We start from the raw sequence: 19,743 nt of genomic DNA on the forward strand, positions 1-19,743 counted from the left end.
TTTAAAAACCACTCCATGCACAATCACAATTAATTAATTCCACCTTCAACGTTACGCTCTGTCTTTACCGAAGCTTAATTTGCATATCCAGAGATTTATAGCTATATCATTTTTATACCGAAATAAATAAATTCCTCTATTAATCACAAGGTTTATAACGCACATAAAATTAAAAACACAAATTCATCTGCACTAAATAAATAGATTCGTACTGATGTTGCCACTCATCGCGCTGGCGGGCATCGATCGCTCTAAAGAAAGTGACGGTAATTACTGTTTTAAACCCAGTAATTATGCCGGGAGCGCGCTTTACCCATAGCAAAGAGATGGCTCGACTCGTTTGCCGTCCATGACAACTCTGCTGGAGTAATAATAATATGAGCCAAATCTCTGTTATCTCGAAACTTACTGGCGTGGAAACAACTACGGAAGGTACTCAGGTTACGCTGAGCCATTCCTCTATCGTTGAACTTCATGTCGAGCGATCCGATATCGCCCAGTACGCGCGCAGTGGGAACGATCTGGTCATCACCCTCAACTCCGGCGAGGCGATCACCCTTAAGAATTTTTACGTCACTGATGCAGAAGGGGCGAGCCAGCTGGTGCTCGAAGAAAGCGATGGCGCACTGTGGTGGATTGCTGACCCAACGGGTGCAGCGACATACGAATCTATCGCCTCCACCGACGTTTTGCTGGCAGCAGCAGGTAGCGATACCGGTGGCGCAGCCGTTTGGCCCTGGGTATTAGGAGGGTTAGCCGTAGCCGGAGGAATTGCCGTCGCGGCCAGCAGCGGCGGCGGCGGTGGTGGTGGTGGCGATGACGATAACGGTAATCCCGGGAACCCCGGAAATCCGGGCAATCCGTCCAATCCTGACACAACACCGCCCGATGCTCCTACCCGCCTGCAAATTTCAGGCGACGGTAAAACCGTCACCGGCAGCGCGGAGCCGGGAAGTACCGTTACGCTGAAGGACAGCGAGGGTAATGTGATAGGTACGGGTAAAGCGGGAAGCGACGGTTCGTTCACGATCAACCTCGGGACGCCGCTGACGAACGGCCAGGAAATCAGTGCGACAGCAACAGACAGCTCGGGGAATATCAGTAAAGAGGCGCACGCCACCGCACCTGACCTCACGGCCCCCGACGCGCCCGACATTGTTCTGGTGAATGACGACGTCGGCACGGTAACCGGCCCGGTCGGCAACGGGCAGCCTACCAACGATGCGAAACCCGCGCTGAGCGGCACCGGCGAGCCAGGCACAACCATCACTGTTTACGATAACGGCAAAGCCATTGGCACCACGACGGTTGATGCCGACGGTAAATGGACCTTTACGCCGTCAACGGCGCTGGCGGATGGCCCGCATGCCCTCACGGCAACGGCAACAGATGCGGCAGGCAATACCAGCCCGGCCTCCGGTACGGTCTCGTTTGTAGTGGATACCCTCGCGCCTCAGGCGCCGGTTATCACCAGCGTGACTGACGACGTCAACCCTAATACGGGCAGCGTCGGTAACGGCGGCAGCACCAACGATGCGCGCCCTACGCTCACCGGTACCGCAGAAGCGAATTCCACCGTCACCCTGTACGATAAAGGCGTTTTCATTGGCACCGTAAAAGCCGATGCCACCGGCAAGTGGACATTTACCCCTGAGGGTAATCTGGGCGAAGGCAGCCATCAGTTCACCGCAAAAGCCACCGATGCCGCCGGAAATACCGGTGCCGCCTCCGGCGGGTACGTCGTGATTGTCGATACGTCCGCGCCCGTGGTGCCGATTTTGGGCAGCGTGACGGATGACGTAGGGTCGATTAAAGGCCCGCTGACAAGCGGCCAGGTCACTGACGACACGCGCCCTACGTTCAACGGCTCGGGTGAAGCAGGTTCGGTTATTTCCTTCTATGACAAAGGCGTACTGATCGGTACCACAACCGTTTCCGCTAGCGGGACCTGGACCTTCACGCCAGCGGCAGCCCTGGCGGAAGGTTCCCATCAGATAACCCTGACCTCAACGGATGCGGCGGGTAACACGACGTCGGCAAACGGCAGCTTTAGCTTTACCGTGGATATCACGCCACCCGCAACGCCGGTGGCCGTCGTTGTTGATGACGCCAGAGGCTCAATTGTCGGGTCGGTACAGAACGGCGAAAGAACCGATGACACGCGCCCAGGCCTGAGCGGACAAGGTACGCCGGGCGACAAAATCACCATCTACGATAACGGCCAGCCCGTCGCCACCGTCACCGTGGGGTCAAACGGACTGTGGAACTACACGCCAACGACGCCGCTGGCAGAAGGATCGCACTCCATCACCGTGCGTGAAAGCGACGCGGCGGGCAACCTGAGCCAGCCTTCAGATCCGATCACCTTTATCGTCGATACCACGCCTCCAGCCCCCCCTACCGTCGATCCGATGGCGGATACCGGTATTTTTGTCACCGGGCAGGCGGAGCCTGGCAGCACGGTCTCTATCTACGACGGCAACACGCTGATTGGGCAAGGTCTTGCCGGTGCTGACGGTCACTTTTCCGTGCGGGTATCGCCTGCACAAACCGACGGTAAAGCCCTGACCGCCGTCGCAGAGGATGCCGCCGGCAACATCGGCAATCCTACGCCGTTTAACGCCAGCGACTCGGGCTTCCCGGATACGCCGATCATCATCCGCGTGGACAATGACAACGGCGCCGATCCCGTCTCCATCGGTTTTGGCCAGGCGACCAACGATAATACCCCGCTCATTAGCGGGACCTCCGTCGCGAATGCCACCATTACTATTTATGACAACGGCAACCTCATCGGCACCGTCGTGGCGGATGCAAGCGGGGCATGGAGTTTCCCTTCAACCGTACTGCTTGATGCCACACACATTATCACCGCCACGGCGACCACCCCGGCGGGCACCAGCGGGGATTCCATCTCCTTTAACATTATCGTCGATACCGTTTCGCCTCCGGCACCGGACGACGTCGCGGTCTCTGCCAACGGCACGCAGGTAACGGGAACTGCGGAGGCGGGAAGCACCGTTACGGTGAAGGATGCGAACGGCGTTACGCTGGGCACCGCCGTTGCCGGGAACGACGGCAGCTTTACGGTGACGCTGAATACCCCACAGAAAAATGGTGAAACCCTGACCGTCACCGCTACCGACAAAGCGGGTAACGGCAGCACCGGCACCGATGCCGATGCCCCGGACATCACCGCGCCAAACGCCCCAACCAACGTTGTGATTGCTCCCGACGGCACCAGCATCTCCGGGGATGCAGAACCCGGTAGCACGGTCACCATCAAATATCCGGACGGCACCACGGTCGCGTCAGGTCCGGTGGGCACGGACGGCACATTCACCATTCCATTAATCCCTGCGCAAAACAACGGCCAGCTGCTGGACGTCAGCGCCAAAGATGACGCAGGCAACACCAGCCCGAACGCGGAAATCACGGCGCCGGACACCACGGCGCCCGATGCCCCAACCGGGCTGGTCGTTAGCCCGGATGGCACCACGCTGATCGGGAGCGCAGAGCCGGGCACCACGGTCACCGTGAAACAAGGGACCACCACCCTCGGCACGGGCAGCGTCGATGATAGCGGCAACTTCACGGTAACCCTCACGCCGCCGCAGAAAAATGGCGAGACCCTGGACGTCAGCGCCCAAGATCCTGCGGGCAATATCGGGGATTCCGCACCGGTCAACGCCCCTGATGTAACTCCGCCGTCCTTACCGGTGATTGTTTCGCTGGAAGATAACGTCGAAGCTAACACCGGTTTGCTTAACAATAACGCCATCACCAATGACACGACTCCGCTGATCCGCGGAACCGGTGAGGCAGGCTCCATCATCTCCATTTTCGACAACGGCAGGCTGGTGGACACCGTGCAGGTCGACGGAAGCGGTAACTGGAGCTTTACGCCGCCTGCGCTGGGCCAGGGCGGGCATACCTTTACCACCTCCGCCGCCGATGCCGCCGGAAATAGCACCGGGCTCTCCAACAGCTGGAGCATTACCGTCGACACGCAGGCCCCTAACGCACCGGTCGTCAGCAGCGTGGTAGATGATGTTGCAGGCGTGACCGGAGCCATTACCAGCGGGCAGTTGACGAACGATAACCGCCCTACGCTCAACGGCTCTGGTGAACCCGGATCGACGATCACCATCCTTCTTGACGGAAACCCTCTCGGTACCGTCGTCGTGGGGCAAAACGGTGCCTGGACCTTTACGCCGCCGGCCGTTATTCCTGACGGTAGCTATACGCTGACCACGACCGCCACCGATGCCGCCGGGAACAAAAGCGCGCCTTCCGCAGACTTTGCGCTGAATATTTTCACCGAAGCTCCGTCGGCGCCTGAGATTGGAACCATTACCGATGACGTGGGGCCCATTAAGGGGCCGGTCAATAACGGCGATCCAACCGATGACTCCTCGCCGCTGATCGCCGGGACCACCGATCCGGGGACGACCATTACCGTCTTTGACGGGGCCAACGCCATCGGCACCGCCACGGTGGATGGTGCAGGGAACTGGACCTTCACGCCAACCTCGCCGCTGACGGATGGCACGCATATTCTGACCGTGGTGGCCACCAACAGCGCGGGGACGACAACGACGTCCGAGCCGATCACGATTAGAGTCGACACGCTGGCACCGGACACGCCGGATACGCCGGCCGTGGTCGTGAATCCGGATGGCACGGACGTTACGCTTGGCTCGGGCGATATCACGCGTGATACCAACCCAACGCTGAGCGGAACGGGCACCGCGGGCGATACCATCACCATTTATAACGGGGATGACATACTGGGCACCGTGGTGATCCCGCCGGGCGGCACCTGGACCTGGACGCCGCCGGGTGGCCTGGACGACGGGACCTACAACCTGACGCTGACCGTCACCGCGAAGGACGGCGCCGGTAACGAAAGTGCGCCATCGCAGCCGATCCAGATAACGATCGACACCGAAGCGCCGGATGCCCCGACGGCCCCGACCATTACCGACAACGTCGATCAAATTACAGGAACGATCGCGTCCGGCACGACGACTAACGACGACCGTCCGGTCTTTAACGGCACCGGCACGCCTAACGACGTCATCACCATTTACGATAGCGTTAACGGTGATACTGCCGTACAGATTGGCCAGGTGACCGTCGGCGCGGACGGTAAATGGACGTGGCGACCAGAAGCGGACTCTCCGCTTGACGAAGCCAGCCACTCGATTACCACTACCGCAACGGATGAAGCGGGCAACGTTTCCGATCCGTCCACGGGATTCACCTTCAGCGTGGATACCACCCCACCCGCGACGCCGGATATTCTCCTTGCCGGGGGGGCGACGTCAGGCGGCTCAACGGCTGACTCTACGCCAACCATTTCCGGTACCGGCAGTACCGGCGATAAGGTCATTATTTATAACAACGGCGTGGAGATCGCCCGCGTCGACGTCGTCGCCGGCGCGTGGTCATACACGCCGTCCACGCTGCCGGATGGAAAACTGACGCTGACCGCCTCCTCCCTGGATGCGGCCGGTAACGTGAGCGGCACCAGTCCGGCCTTCACCGTCACCATCGATACCGTCGCGCCGACAACGCCGCTGTTGACCGCAGTCGCCGACAGTAACCTTGTCGACGGCGTACACTTCACAAAAGATACCACCCCAACGTTGAGCGGAACCGGCGAACCCGGCTCAACCATCATTCTTGCCATCGACAATTTACCGACAACCAATTCCGCCGTGGTCCAGGCGGATGGCACCTGGACAATTACGCCAAATGTGGCGCTGGGCGATAATGCCACCCACACGATCCTGGTGAGCGCCACCGATGCGGCGGGCAATATTTCGAGTTCGACCACCGTCACGATAACCGTCGATAATCTGCCGCCTGCGCAGCCTGCGGACCTGGCGCTGACCGAACAGGGGACCCCTCTCACCGGTACGGCTGAGGCCGGTACTACCATCATCGTGCGGGATGGCACAACCATCATCGGCACGGGCGTGGCCGGGCAGGACGGTACGTTCTCCATTGCCCTGACGCCTGCGCAAACCAACCCAACGACCCTGGAAGTTACGGCAACCGACGCCGCGGGCAACGTCAGCCCTAACGCGCCGTTTACCGTCGTTGATACCCCGGATCTGCCGGCCATTCCGGTCATCACCACCATCATCGATAGCGTGGGCCCCGTTACCGGCGATGTGAAAGGCAGCGCTTCCGACGACACCACGCCAACGCTTAACGGCACCGCCGTGGCAGGCAGCACCGTCACCATTTATCTTGATGGCGCAATACTGGATACCGTGGTCGCGGACGCCTCCACCGGGGCCTGGAGTTACACCCCGGGCGCGCCGCTGACGGAGGGGCTACACCGCTTTGAAGTCACCGCAACGGTCGGCGCGGACACCAGCGGCCTCTCTCCGGCCTCAACGGTAACCATTGATACTACCGCGCCGCTGGCACCGACCATCGGCGCCGTCACGGATGATGTCGGCCCCGGCACGGGCCCGCTGGCTAACGGACAGTCTACCAACGACGATCGGCCAACGCTGAGCGGCACCGCAACGCCGGGAGACACCATTTCCGTTTACGATAACGGTAATCTGCTTGGCACCGCACTGGTGGGTCCAACGGGCGCATGGAGCTTTACGCCTTCGACGGCGCTCAGCAACGATACCCATAGCCTCACCATCCGCGCGACCGATCCTGCCGGTAACCAGGGCCCTGCCTCCCCGCCGTTTGCCATCGTCGTCGATACGGTATCGACCACGCCGGTGATTACGGGCGCAGAGGATAACGTGGGCACGGTGGTCAACGTGCCGACCGGTGGGACCACCAACGATGCCACGCCGACGCTGTCCGGCACGGCGGAGGCCAACAGCACCATTGCCATTTTCGAAGGGGCGATCCAGATTGGCACCGTGCAGGCTAACGCATCGGGTGCCTGGACCTTCACGCCGGCCTCGCCGCTGGCTGAAGGGAGCCATACCTTCAGCGTTATCGCCACCGACCCGCTGGGTAACGTCAGCACGTCATCCAATTCGTACAACGTTATTGTTGATACCGTCGCGCCGACGACGCCGGTCCTGAACACCGTGACGGACAACGTCCCGGGCGGCGTAAACGGGACGCTGACGTCGGGCCAGGTCACCAATGACAACACCCCAACCCTTGCCGGTACGGGCGCGGCGGGCTCCATTATCCATATTCTGGATGGCAGCAATGAAATCGCCACCGTCACCGTCAACGGCGACGGTACCTGGACGTGGACGCCGACCACCGCGCTGACGGAAGGGCCTCACAGCCTTCGCATCAATGCCAGCGATGCGGCAGGCAACGTCTCCGCCAACTCCCCGGTCTTCAACCTTACCGTTGATACCGTCGGCCCGACCGCGCCGGTTATCACCAGCGTGGTTGACGATATTGGCCCGGTCACCGGGGCGTTAACGACCGGTTCGGCAACCAATGACGCCTTGCCAACCCTCAACGGCACCGGGGAAATTGGCTCCACAGTTCATATCTTTGATAACAACGTGGAGATCGGTACCGCCGTGGTGAATGCTTCGGGAACCTGGACATTCACGCCGACGACCGGGCTGGCTGACGGACCGCATTCCCTGAGCCTCACGGCGACGGACGCGGCGGGGAACACCAGCACCGGCTCCACGCTGTTCGATTTGACCGTCGATACCAGCATCCCGAACCCGCCGGTGATTAGCACCGTTACCGACGATCGGCTGCCGTCGACCGGGACGCTGACCGACGGTCAGTCGACCAATGATACGCAGCCTGCCCTGGCGGGGACGGCAGAAGCCAACGCCACGATCCGTATCTACGACAACGGGGTGCTTATCGCCCAGACGACGGCGGATGGCTCAGGCAACTGGACCTTCACGCCAACGGATCCGCTGGCCAACGGCAGCCATACGCTGACGATGACGGCGACCGATGCGGCAGGTAACCTCAGCCAGCCGTCGGCAGGGTTCACGGTGGTCGTGGATACCGTTGCCCCCGTCGCCCCAATCATCAGCCAGGGCGTTGACGACCAGGGCACGATCACCGGCTCGTTCGGCAGCGGTCAGGTCACCGACGATACGCTGCCGACGATCGGCGGCACCAGCGAGGCCAACGCCGTCGTGCGTCTGTTTGAGAACGGCACGCAGATTGGCCAGGCCACGGCGGGCGCGGACGGTAAATGGTCCATCCAGCTCACCACGCCGCTGGCAAACGGCAACCATACCCTCACCGCAACGGCAACCGATGCGGCGGGCAACGTCAGCCCATCGTCCGGTAACTTCGTGGTGAATGTGGATACCACGCCGCCAGCCGTACCGGTGCTCACCTCCGTTGTTGATGATGTTGGCACCACCGTCAACCTGACCAACGGTCAGGTGACCAACGATGCCTTGCCTACCCTCAACGGCACCGCAGAAGCCGGCTCAACGGTGAATATCTACGATGGCACCACCCTGATTGGCAGCGTGGTCGCCACCGGCGGAAGCTGGAGCTTCACACCAACCACCGCCCTGGCGGACGGCCCGCACACGCTGACCGTCAGAGCAACCGACGCGGCGGGCAACGTCAGCGCGCCGACGACGGGCTTCGCGATCGTTGTTGACGCAACGGTGCCGAACGCGCCGGTCATCAGCTCGATTGTCGATGATGTGGGCACCGTCACCGGACCGATTACCGGCAACAACCCGACGAACGATACGCGTCCAACGCTTAACGGCACGGCCGAAGCCAACGCCACCGTGCGCATCTACGACGGTACCACGCTCGTGGGCACCGTCACCGCCGACGCCAACGGCAACTGGACGCTGCCGCAGACCAGCACCACGCTGACGGAAGGACAGCATAACTTCACCGCCACCGCGACCGACGCGGCGGGCAACACCAGCCCGGCGTCGCCAATTAGCTCAATTACCGTGGATGTGACGCCGCCTGCGCTGCCGCTGGCGCTCGCCGTCATCACCAACGGGACGCACGTCACCGGTACGGCCGAAGCGGGCAGCACGGTGACCATCACCAGCAGCACCGGCACGGTACTGGGGACGGCAACGGCGGACGGTAGCGGCAGCTTTAACGTCACGATCAGCCCGGCGCAGACCGGCGGCGAAACGCTGCTCGCCTTCGCCACTGATAAAGCGGGTAACGCCGGTTCCAGCGCCTCGGTCACGGCACCCTTCACCACCCTGCCGAACGCGCCGGTTATCGCCACCATCAACGATAACGCTGGCACCATCACCGGGAATCTGACCAACGGTAAGACCACCGATGACACCACCCCAACCCTGAGCGGCACGGCGCAGCCGAATTCCACCGTCACGCTGTATAACAACGGCGTGTCGATGGGGACGGTCGTGGCGGACGGGTCGGGCAACTGGACCTTCACCACGCCGGCGCTGAGCGAAGGCTCGCATGCCTTTACCGCCTCGGCGGCTAACGGTACGGGAACCGGGCCAATCTCCACGGCCACGACGGTGATTGTCGACATCACGGCCCCCAACACGCCTACCGGGGTATTTAACGCCGACGGCAGCGTGCTGACGGGGAATGCCGAAGCGGGCAGCACCGTTTCGATTCGCCTGGCGGATGGCACCACGGTCACCACCACGGCGGGGAGCAACGGCACCTACAGCTATACCTTCCTCAACAAGCAGACCGAAGGCCAGACGCTGCAAATCACCGCAACGGATGCCGCGGGCAACCCGTCCCAGCCGGGATCGGTCCTTGCGCCAGTGGTTCCGCTGTCGGCCAGCAGCAACGTCGAGGAGCTGGATATCAGCACCACGGCGACGGTCACTAACTCGCAGTACAGCGACTACGGCTTCCTGCTGGTGGGTGCGCTCGGCAACGTGCTGACCCTGCTCGGCAACGACACCGCACAGGTCGGCTTCACGGTGGGTAGCGGCGGCAGCGCGGATATCGCGGTCAATGCCAACGCCACCGGCGCGGTGCTGTCCCTGCTCAACACCCTTGAGCTGGTGGTGCAGCGTTTCGATAGCGTGAACGGCACCTGGACCACGGTTGTGGATACCGGCCAGCCGCAGTTCGCCGACCTGCTCACCCTGGGGGCAACCGGCGTTTCCCTGAACCTGAACGGCCTTGCCAGCGGCCAGTATCGCGTGTTGAGCTACAACACCAACCTGCTGGCAACCGGCTCCTACACCAGCATTGACGTAGGGGTGAAAGAGACCAGCGCAGGTACGGTGACCGGCGATACCAGCCTCGGCGGGAACGTGATTCTCGACGTTGACCCGACCACCGGCAGCGATAACGCGCCGGCGGGCACCACGGTGACTGCGGTGACCAATGCCCTGGGCGTAACGACCAACGTGACCGTCGACGGCACGGTGATTCAGGGGCAGTACGGCACCCTGACCATCAACCGCGACGGCAGCTACACCTATAACCTGACCAACACCAGCGCCTCGGTGGTGGGCCGCACGGAGAGCTTCACCTACACCATCACCCACAACGGCACCAGCGCGTCGGCAAACCTGGTGCTGTCTCTGGGGGCAGGCACCACCGCCAACAGCGTGGTGGCAGTGGACAACACGGCGTCGCTGACCTTTGACACCACCGTGCATGAAATCAATAACGGCACCTCCTCGCAGGGCGGCTTCACCGTCGTGGGCGTCAACCTTGGCAGTACGCTGGGGCTGAACCTGCTGGACGACCTGAGCAACCCGATCATCTACAGCGTGGAGGAAGGCACCACCCGCACCATGACCATCCAGGCCTCCGTGGGCGGCGTGGCCCTGGCGTCGGTGTTTGACCTGTACGTCTATAAGTTCAACGACGCCACCCAGACCTTCGAGCAGATGCGCGTCCAGCCGGGCTGGCTGCGCGCGCCGCTGCTGGGCGGAACCTCGTCAACGCTGACGCTGAACCTGCCGTCCGGGGAGTATCTGTTCCTGCTCAACACCGCGGCGGGCATCACCGCCCTGACGGGCTATACGCTGAACGTGCTGGAAGATCACGTCTACAGCGTGTCGAGCGTCAGCGCCAGCACCACCGGTAACGTGCTGGCGGATGATATTGCCCCATCCGGCACCGTGGTTTCAGAAGTGAACGGCGTCACGGTCAATAACAGCGGCGTGACGACCATCGTCGGGGAGTACGGCACGTTGACCATCAACGCGTCGGGGCAGTACACCTACACCCTGAAGAGCGGTGTCGGCGCGGACCACATCAGCACGCCGGATACCTTCGTCTACACCATCAAGGCGCCAAACGGGGCGAAGGACACCGCATCGCTGAACATCACCCCAACCGCAAGGGCGATGGATGCCGTGAACGATATCAGCCACGTGCTCGACGTCACCTCGGTACACCACACCACGGGTTACTCCGACACCAGTGTGGGGAGCGCAAGCTGGAACTCAGCCCTGCTGGCCACCACCTCGGGCAGCGGCAGCGGCACCTTTGTGGTGGACGCCAACACCGCCCTGCACGACATTGTGCTGCACTTTAACGTGGCATCACTTCTGACGCTGGGCGGGCTGACGGTCAACTGGGCGATTTCTCAGGGCGGTACCACCCTCAAAACGGGCTCGTTTGGCGGCGGTCTGCTGCTGGGAGGCAATGCTGATATTGCCGTTACCGGCCTCGATCTTAACGCAGGCACCTACACGCTGAGCTATACCGGTAGCGTACCGGCGCTGGGTCTTGGCAGCATCACGATCACCCCGAGCGTCACCGGCACCACCTACTCGCTGACCCAGTATGACTCCACCAGCGGCCACACCGTCAACGGCAACATCTTTGACGGTACGGACTCCGCCGGGGCGATGGATCAGCTGCACTCGGTGGACACCCGCCTGAGCGTAACGGGCTACAACGGCGTGACCACCACGCTGGATCCTTACACCGGCAGCGCCACCGTCAATATCGTCGGCCACTACGGCACCCTGGCGATTGGCGCAGACGGTCACTACACCTACACCCTGAACAGCGGCGTTTCGCTCGCCACCATCACCTCGAAGGAGGTCTTTAACTACACCCTGACCGACGCGGCGGGCAAAACGGATACCGCCTCGCTGACCATCAACATGGCGCCGCAGTTCATCAGCTCGGAGCATAACGACGTGATCACCGGCACGGCCTATGCGGACACCCTGATTTACCAGGTGCTGAACAACGCGGCGGGCAACGCCACGGCGGGCAACGTCAACAGCACGGTGGGCGATCACTGGACCAACTTCTCGCTGGCGCAGGGAGACAAGATCGACATCGGCGATCTGCTGGTGGGCTGGAACGGTAGCGCCTCAACGCTGGGTAATTATCTCCATGTTACTCAAAGCGGTGGCAACACTGTGATCTCCGTCGACCGTGATGGTGCAGGGAGCACCTACACTAATACAACGCTCGTTACGCTTGATGGCGTTCAGACCACCTACGACGAGCTTGTTAACCAGCAGCACATCATTACCTGATAGCAAACCAAATGACCCGGGCGCAGCAGCGCCCGGGCAAAATAAAGCAGTACTCTTTTATTAGGGATAAGACATGGGAAAGAAGATGCCTTACTGGTGGCTCTCGTGCTGCCTGATATCTGTGCCCGCAACGGCCGCCAACCCGGCGGCGACGATCAATACTGAACAACTGCGCGAAACGCAGGAACTCCCCTCTTTGAATGGTCGCGTGGCCCCCATGCCGGGCAATGCCGCCCCCGGCACGCTCCAGCTGGGTGAAGCGGTGAATCGCGCCGTTACCTGGCACCCCGCCATCAGCGAAGCGGTGGGGAAACTCTACCAGCAGAGCGAAAACGTGGACGTCGCCAAATCGAAATACTATCCGCAGGTCAACGCCGGAATGGAAAACGGCTACACCCACGACGGCAGCGACAACGGTTTTACGCCGTCGCTGGTGCTCTCCCTTTCGCAAATGCTCTACGACTTTGGCAAAGTGGCAAGCCAGGTGCGCGCCGAAAGCGCGGGCGTCGCCCAGCAGCAGGCTAACGTGCTGGTGAGCATCGACACCATCGCCCACGACACCGCCATCGCCATGGTGCAGGTGCAAACCTGGCAGCAGATGGTGGAGACGGCGAAAGAGCAGCTCGACGCCCTCTCCTCGATCGGAAAGCTGACGAAGCTGCGCAACGACGAGGGGGCCACCTCGCTCTCTGACGTGGTGCAGACCGACGCCCGTATCGAAGGCGCCCGCGCGCAGCTGATGCAGTATCAGGCCAGCCTCGACAGCTCCCGCGCCACGCTGATGAGCTTTCTCGGCTGGAACAACCTGAACGAGGTCAGCAACGACTTCCCGCAAAGCCTGGCCCGCAGCTGCGACATCGCCGAGCCGGACGATCGTCTGGTGCCCGCCGTACTGGCGGCCTGGGCGCAGGCTAACGTCGCGCAGGCCAACCTGGACAACGCCAACGCGCAGATGACGCCGACCATTTCGCTCGAACCGGAAGTGCGCCACTACCTTAACGACCGCTACGCGGGCAGCGAGACGCGGGACCGCACTCAGTATTCCGCGTGGGTAAAGGTGCAGATGCCGCTCTATCAGGGAGGCGGCCTCACCGCCAGGCGTAACGCTGCCGGACATGCGGTGGAATCCGCGCAGTCCACCATTCAGCGCACGCGCCTCGACGTCCGGCAAAAATTGCTGGAAGCCCGCAGCCAGGTCATGAGCCTGATGAGCACCCTGCAAATTCAGGGGCGCCAGGAGGCGCTAAGCGCCCGCACCCGCGAGCTTTATCAGCAGCAGTATCTCGATCTCGGCTCGCGCCCGCTGCTCGACGTCCTCAACGCCGAGCAGGAGGTCTACCAGGCGCGCTTCACCCAGCAGCAGACCGCCGGACAGCTGCATCAGCTTCAGCTGAACTGCCTGTACAACACCGGCCGCCTGCGCCATTCCTTCGATCTTGACAATCGCACCATCCAGACCGTGGAGATCCAGCCATGAAGCAAAGTGACATCCCGCAGGGCGAGATCGTAACGGACGAGGAGCTGGAACAGTGGGCGCAGGCGTTTGGCTATGTTGCCACCCGCTACCGCGTGGCCTGCTCGCCCGGGGCGCTGATCGCGGGCGCCCCATGGCTGAAGGGTAAACCTATGGTTCCGGCGCTGACCCAGCTCGCCCGCGAGGCCGGGCTGTCGTTTCAGCTGCTCACGGCGGATCAGCAGTCCATCAACAGCTGGCGGCTGCCGGTAGTCGTGGCGCTGGACGAAGGCAAAATCGGCGTCATCGAGCATTTCGACGGCGAGGACACCCTTGAGGTGATCTTTTTCGACGGCAAAACGCACACCAACCGCCTGTCGATGAGCGCGATGCTGCCCGCCATCCGCCACGTTATCGCCCTGCGCCCGCTGGCGGCGCTGAAGGACAGCCGCGTTGATGCCTATATCTCCAAATACCGCCCGGACTGGCTTTATCGCCTGGTCCTGCGCGACCTCCGCCCCTACAGCTGGGTGATGCTGGCGGCGCTGTTTATCAACGTGCTGTCGCTGTCGGGGATTGTCTTTTCCATGCAGGTGTATGACCGGGTGATCCCCGCGCAGTCCTACCCCACGCTCTACGTGCTGACCATCGGGGTGCTGATTGCCACCCTGTTTGGCTTCGTGCTGCGCGTGGCGCGCGGACACATTATGGATCTGCTGGGCAAGCGATCGGATCTGCGGGTGTCGGATCGCGTGTTCGGCCACGCCCTGCGCCTGCGCAACAGCGCGATCCCCCGCTCCACCGGCAGCTTTATCTCGCAGCTGCGCGAGCTGGAGCAGATCCGCGAGATGGTCACCTCCTCCACCATCTCGACCATTGTCGATCTGCCGTTCTTCCTCCTGTTCGTGGTGGTGCTGGCGATCATCGCCCCGCAGCTGGCGTGGATCGCCCCGGTCGCGGCGGTGATCATGGTGCTGCCCGGCCTGCTGCTGCAAAAGAAGCTGGCGGAGCTGGCGAAGCAGTCCGCGCATGAATCCACCCTGCGCAACGCGGTGCTGGTGGAGAGCGTGCAGGGGCTGGAGGACATCAAGCTGATGCAGGCGGAAAACCGCTTTTTGCAGCAGTGGAACAGCTATATCCAGATCACCGCAGAGTCCGGCCTGCGCACCCGCGAGCTGACGCAAAACCTGATCAGCTGGGGGATGACCATCCAGAGTCTCGTCTACGCAGGCGTCATCGTGGTCGGTGCGCCCATGGTGATCGACGGCACCTTAACCACCGGTTCGGTGGTGGCCGCTTCGATGCTGGCCTCGCGCATGATCGCCCCGATGGCGACCCTGTGCGGCGTGCTCGCCCGCTGGCAGCAGGTGAAAGCGGCGAAGGAAGGTCTGGACAGCATCATGCAGCTGCCCACCGAAAACCAGCGCGAAGAGACGCCGATCCGCCAGGACGTGCTGCGCGGCCACTACCTGTTCGAGCAGGCGCAGTTCCGCTATCACCCGGAAGATCCGCGCATGGCGCTGCGCATCAACCGCCTGGAGATCAGGCCGGGTGAGAAAGTGGCGATCCTCGGGCGCAACGGCGCGGGCAAATCGACCCTGCTGCAGGCCATGGCCGGGGGGATGGATCTGGCCGCGGGAGAGCTGCGGCTCGACAACTTCAGCCTGCCGCATCTGGACGTGGCGGACGTGCGGCGTAACGTCGGCTTTATGACCCAGAACGCGCGGCTGTTTTACGGCACCCTGCGGGAGAACATCACGCTCGGCATGCCGCGCGCCACGGATGAAGAGATCTTCGAGGTGCTGGAGATGTGCGGCGCAGCGGGCTTTGTGCAGAAGCTGCCGAAGGGGCTGGACTATCCGATTATGGAGAACGGCGTCGGGTTATCGGGCGGGCAGCGGCAGTCTATCCTGCTGGCGCGCATGCTCCTGCGCGACCCGAATATCGTGCTGATGGATGAACCCACCGCGTCGCTTGATGAACACACCGAACGGGAATTTATCCAGCGTCTGGGGGCCTGGCTCGGCAACCGCACGCTTGTCGTCGCCACCCACCGCGTGCCGGTGCTGGAGCTGGTCGAGCGCGTAGTGGTACTGAAAGAGGGCATGCTAGTAATGGACGCCCCGAAAGCGCAGGCGCTGAGCAACAGCCGCATGCAGCAACAGCAGCAGGCAACCGGACGGGAGTGGAAAAATGAAAATCAATCAGCGTGACGTTGCCGCCATGGACGACCTGGACAACGCGCTCGATTCCGAAAGCGGCTACACCGGCGCGCGGCGAATCGTCATCTTCTCTCTGCTATTGTTTGTTGCCGTTGGGATCTGGGCGTGGTTTGGCGTGCTGGATGAAGTCTCAACCGGAACGGGCAAGGTGATCCCCAGCTCGCGCGAGCAGGTTTTGCAGTCGCTCGACGGCGGTATTCTGACCGAGCTTAACGTTCACGAGGGCGATCAGGTGCAGGCCGGACAGGTGCTGGCGCGGCTGGACCCGACGCGATCGGAATCGAACGTTGGGGAGAGCGCCGCGCGCTATCGGGCATCGCTGGCCTCCAGCGTGCGTTTATACGCAGAGGTGAACGATCTGCCGCTAAAGTTTCCCCCTTCGCTGGCGAAATGGACGGATCTGATCGCCGCCGAAACCCGGCTCTACAACTCCCGCCGCGCGCAGCTGGAGGATACCCAGCGCGAGCTGCGCGCAGCGTTAGATCTCGCGAATAAAGAGCTGGCGATCACCCAGCGTCTGGTAAAAACCGGCGCGGCGAGCCACGTGGAAGTGCTGCGCCTGCAGCGGCAAAAAAGCGACCTGGAGCTGAAGCTCACCGACGTGCGCTCGCAGTATTACGTGCAGGCCCGAGAAGCGTTATCCAAAGCCAACGCGGAAGTGGATATGGTGTCGGCGGTACTGAAGGGGCGTGAGGACTCCGTCACGCGCCTGACGGTGAAATCGCCCGTGCGCGGGATCGTGAAAAACATCAAAGTCACCACCATCGGCGGCGTCATTCCTCCCAACGGAGAGCTGATGGAGATCGTGCCGGTGGACGATCATCTGCTGATTGAAACCCGCCTGTCGCCGCGCGATATTGCCTTTATCCACCCTAACCAGGAAGCGCTGGTGAAGATCACCGCGTACGATTATGCCATCTACGGCGGGCTGCACGGCGTGGTCGAAACCATTTCGCCGGACACCATTCAGGACGAGGCCAAGCCTGAAGTGTTCTACTATCGCGTGTTTATCCGCACCAGCCAGGATTACCTGGTGAATAAGGCGGGCAGGCATTTTTCGATCGTGCCGGGGATGATCGCAACGGTGGATATCAAGACCGGGGAAAAAACGGTGCTGGACTATATGATCAAGCCGTTTAACCGGGCGAAAGAGGCGCTGAGGGAGCGGTGATACATTGCCGGGTGGCGGCTACGCCTTACCCGGCCTACAAAACCTCAAACTGCACAATCAATCCCCTCGCCCCTCTGGGGAGAAGGTTAGGGTGAGGGGAAAATCGGCAATCGTATACATATTCCCTGAATCCGCCTCGAAGAATCATCTTTCTATGTCGCCGTCGGCTTTCCTCAAGTCCTACTCTAGGTATATTATTCTCGCACCAAATATTGCACTTGCGCACAGTGCGGGAGTGCATTAATATCCACTCAGCTTCACGGATCGGAGCTAACCAGTATTATGATTAATCATTTTCGCGATCAATGGCTTATGGATTTCTTTCTCTATGGAAAATCATGCAACATCATTCCAGCGAGCCTGGAATCTGCCCTGGCGAGAAAGCTAGATATCATCAACGCAGCAACCTCTCACCGGGATCTAAGATCCCCGCCAGGGAATATGTATGAATTGTTGAATCCCCCACTCGCAGGATTTTCATCAATTCGCGTAAACAGGCAATACAGGCTGGTTTTCCGGTGGACAGAGGGCAAAGCAAACGATCTCTACCTCTCAGCACACAAGTACACGCCACACAAATGAGGTATCCCATATGACTCTACAACAGGCACTACGCAAACCCACCACGCCGGGCGATGTCTTGCAATATGAATATCTTGAGCCGCTCAATCTGAAAATTAGCGACCTTGCGGACATGCTTAACGTGCACCGAAACACCATCAGCGCTCTGGTCAATAATAATCGTAAACTAACTGCTGATATGGCGATCAGGCTGGCTAAAGCGTTTGATACCACGATTGAGTTTTGGCTGAACCTGCAGCTCAACGTTGAAATATGGGAAGCGCAAATTGATTCACGGACTCAGGAAGAGCTAAGCCGTATAAAGACAGCGGCTGAAATCATTGCAAAACGAAAATCAGGCCAGCCTGACGTGGCCTAAAAGGCACGGTGTTAAGTTACTCATCTTTCAGGAAGAAACCATGCGTCAACGTACTATTGTCTGCCCCATCATTCAGAACGACGGGGCTTATCTGCTGTGCAAAATGGCCGACGATCGCGGCGTGTTCCCCGGCCAGTGGGCGCTCTCCGGCGGTGGAATGGAGCCCGGCGAAACGATGGAACAGGCGCTGCGCCGCGAAATCCGCGAGGAGCTGGGGGACGCGCTGGAGATTACCGAGGCGAAGCCCTGGGCCTTCCGCGATGACATACGGGTGAAAACCTATGCCGACGGCACCACGGAAGAAATTTATATGATTTACCTGATCTTCGACTGCATCAGCGCCAACCGCAGCGTAACCTTCAACGAAGAGTTTCAGGAAATTGCCTGGGTGCCCCCGGCGTCTTTGAAATCGCTGGATTTGAACGAGGCCACGCGCGTCACCTTCGCGCAGAAAGGCCTCCTCTAAACTCAGGTGCAGTCCCGACGGCGTTACCTGAACGTCACCGTAAAGGTGGCCGTCGCGCTGTAATCCCCTAACAGGGGCGCGTTCGTCGTCCAGATAAACCCCGCGTAATAATCACGCATAAGCCGATCGCCGCTAATTACCCCTATCGTCTGCGGCGTGTTCAAGGCGATGCGCGGCTCCATCAGGCTGTTGGCGGAAATGATAAAGCCAAAGCCGCTGTTCGTCGCCGGCATGATAATCGCGCCATCCTTAACCGGATTCGTCGAGCTGAGGGTCATGAGCAGCGTCTCGCCGGTGCAGGTTTTACCGCTGGCTTCGCGGGTCAAATCAACCTGCAGGGTAAAAGGTTTGGTTTTCTCAATTTTCCCCGGCGTGGCCCAGCTGCCGTTGATGACCCCAAAGTCGAGCGTATCGGGCACCAGCATCACTTTTGGCGTGCAGGCCAGGAAGGTGATTTTATCCAGCCCGGTGATCGTCAGGTTAAAGTTGCCGTCCTGAGTGACCGTTCCACCCCGCAGGCCGCCTACGCCGTCCACCTGAAAGAGCGACAGGCTGACGTCGCCCATCACCTTGCCATCCGACGCCGCAGGCAGCCCCGTCGTTTTAATATACACCTGATAAGTCAGGGAAAAGGTCTGCGAAGTGGCCTTCGAGGTGCAGCCCCCCTTCCCGTCAGGCGTACACATCGTGCCGGGACCGATTTCGATCTTGTCGCCCTTCTTCAGCTTGTAATCAACGTTCCTGAAGGTGATGCCGATCTCCAGCGAGTTGTGAACATTTTTCACCGCATCCTTCGGATCCAGCCATAAAAAGGCGCTTTCCCCTTTTGGGAAATTATCCGTATCGGAACAGGTAAACGTCGCCGTAATCGGCGCGGAAACCCATATCTTGGTGTTGGTGCCAAAATCCCCCACGGACGCCTTGATCACGCTGTCTATAGCCACATACTGACTCACCGAACCCTGCGCCTTGCAGGTCAGGGCCATCACGGTGGAAGAAAATAACCCGAAGCAAAACACCACGGCGGCGTAGAGTATGTGTCGTCCCTGAAATTGCATTACCTTCTCCT

Annotated in this window: 8 protein-coding genes; 7 read left to right on the forward strand and 1 reads right to left on the reverse strand. The window is 60.9% G+C overall.

Annotation, left to right across the window (positions count from 1 at the left end; genetic code table 11):
- Positions 1-377: 377 nt before the first annotated feature.
- The 7 genes from VPX56_RS17255 to nudI all read left to right on the forward strand — a co-directional run bounded on the left by VPX56_RS17255 (position 378) and on the right by nudI (position 18,674).
- On the forward strand, positions 378-12,422 hold the full coding sequence (locus tag VPX56_RS17255; RefSeq protein ID WP_326467910.1) for a BapA/Bap/LapF family large adhesin: 12,045 nt from the start codon (positions 378-380) through the stop codon (positions 12,420-12,422).
- 73 nt (positions 12,423-12,495) lie between these two features.
- Positions 12,496-13,899, forward strand: a complete 1,404-nt coding sequence (locus tag VPX56_RS17260; RefSeq protein ID WP_263611325.1) for a TolC family outer membrane protein — start codon at positions 12,496-12,498, stop codon at positions 13,897-13,899.
- Entirely contained in the window at positions 13,896-16,088 is a 2,193-nt protein-coding gene (locus tag VPX56_RS17265) for a type I secretion system permease/ATPase (RefSeq protein ID WP_263611324.1), read from the forward strand. The genes VPX56_RS17260 and VPX56_RS17265 overlap by 4 nt, the downstream gene beginning before the upstream one ends.
- Before the next feature lie 10 nt (positions 16,089-16,098).
- On the forward strand, positions 16,099-17,268 hold the full coding sequence (locus VPX56_RS17270) for a beta-barrel domain-containing protein (protein ID WP_131633855.1): 1,170 nt from the start codon (positions 16,099-16,101) through the stop codon (positions 17,266-17,268).
- Between the two features lie 282 nt (positions 17,269-17,550).
- Positions 17,551-17,850 carry a type II toxin-antitoxin system RelE/ParE family toxin gene (locus VPX56_RS17275; RefSeq protein ID WP_131633811.1) on the forward strand — a complete coding sequence of 100 codons (300 nt, stop codon included), beginning with the start codon at positions 17,551-17,553 and terminating at the stop codon, positions 17,848-17,850.
- A 10-nt stretch (positions 17,851-17,860) separates the two neighbouring features.
- Positions 17,861-18,208 carry a HigA family addiction module antitoxin gene (locus VPX56_RS17280; RefSeq protein ID WP_326467915.1) on the forward strand — a complete coding sequence of 116 codons (348 nt, stop codon included), beginning with the start codon at positions 17,861-17,863 and terminating at the stop codon, positions 18,206-18,208.
- Between the two features lie 40 nt (positions 18,209-18,248).
- Entirely contained in the window at positions 18,249-18,674 is a 426-nt protein-coding gene (gene nudI, locus VPX56_RS17285; RefSeq protein ID WP_326467917.1) for a nucleoside triphosphatase NudI, read from the forward strand.
- 23 nt (positions 18,675-18,697) lie between these two features.
- Here the strand turns inward: nudI and VPX56_RS17290 are convergent, their stop codons facing one another.
- Positions 18,698-19,732 carry a fimbrial protein gene (locus VPX56_RS17290; protein ID WP_326467919.1) on the reverse strand — a complete coding sequence of 345 codons (1,035 nt, stop codon included), beginning with the start codon at positions 19,730-19,732 and terminating at the stop codon, positions 18,698-18,700.
- Positions 19,733-19,743: the final 11 nt, after the last annotated feature.

The organism is Enterobacter wuhouensis, assembly GCF_035835995.1.
In the GTDB taxonomy this organism is placed as follows: Bacteria; Pseudomonadota; Gammaproteobacteria; order Enterobacterales; family Enterobacteriaceae; genus Enterobacter; species Enterobacter wuhouensis.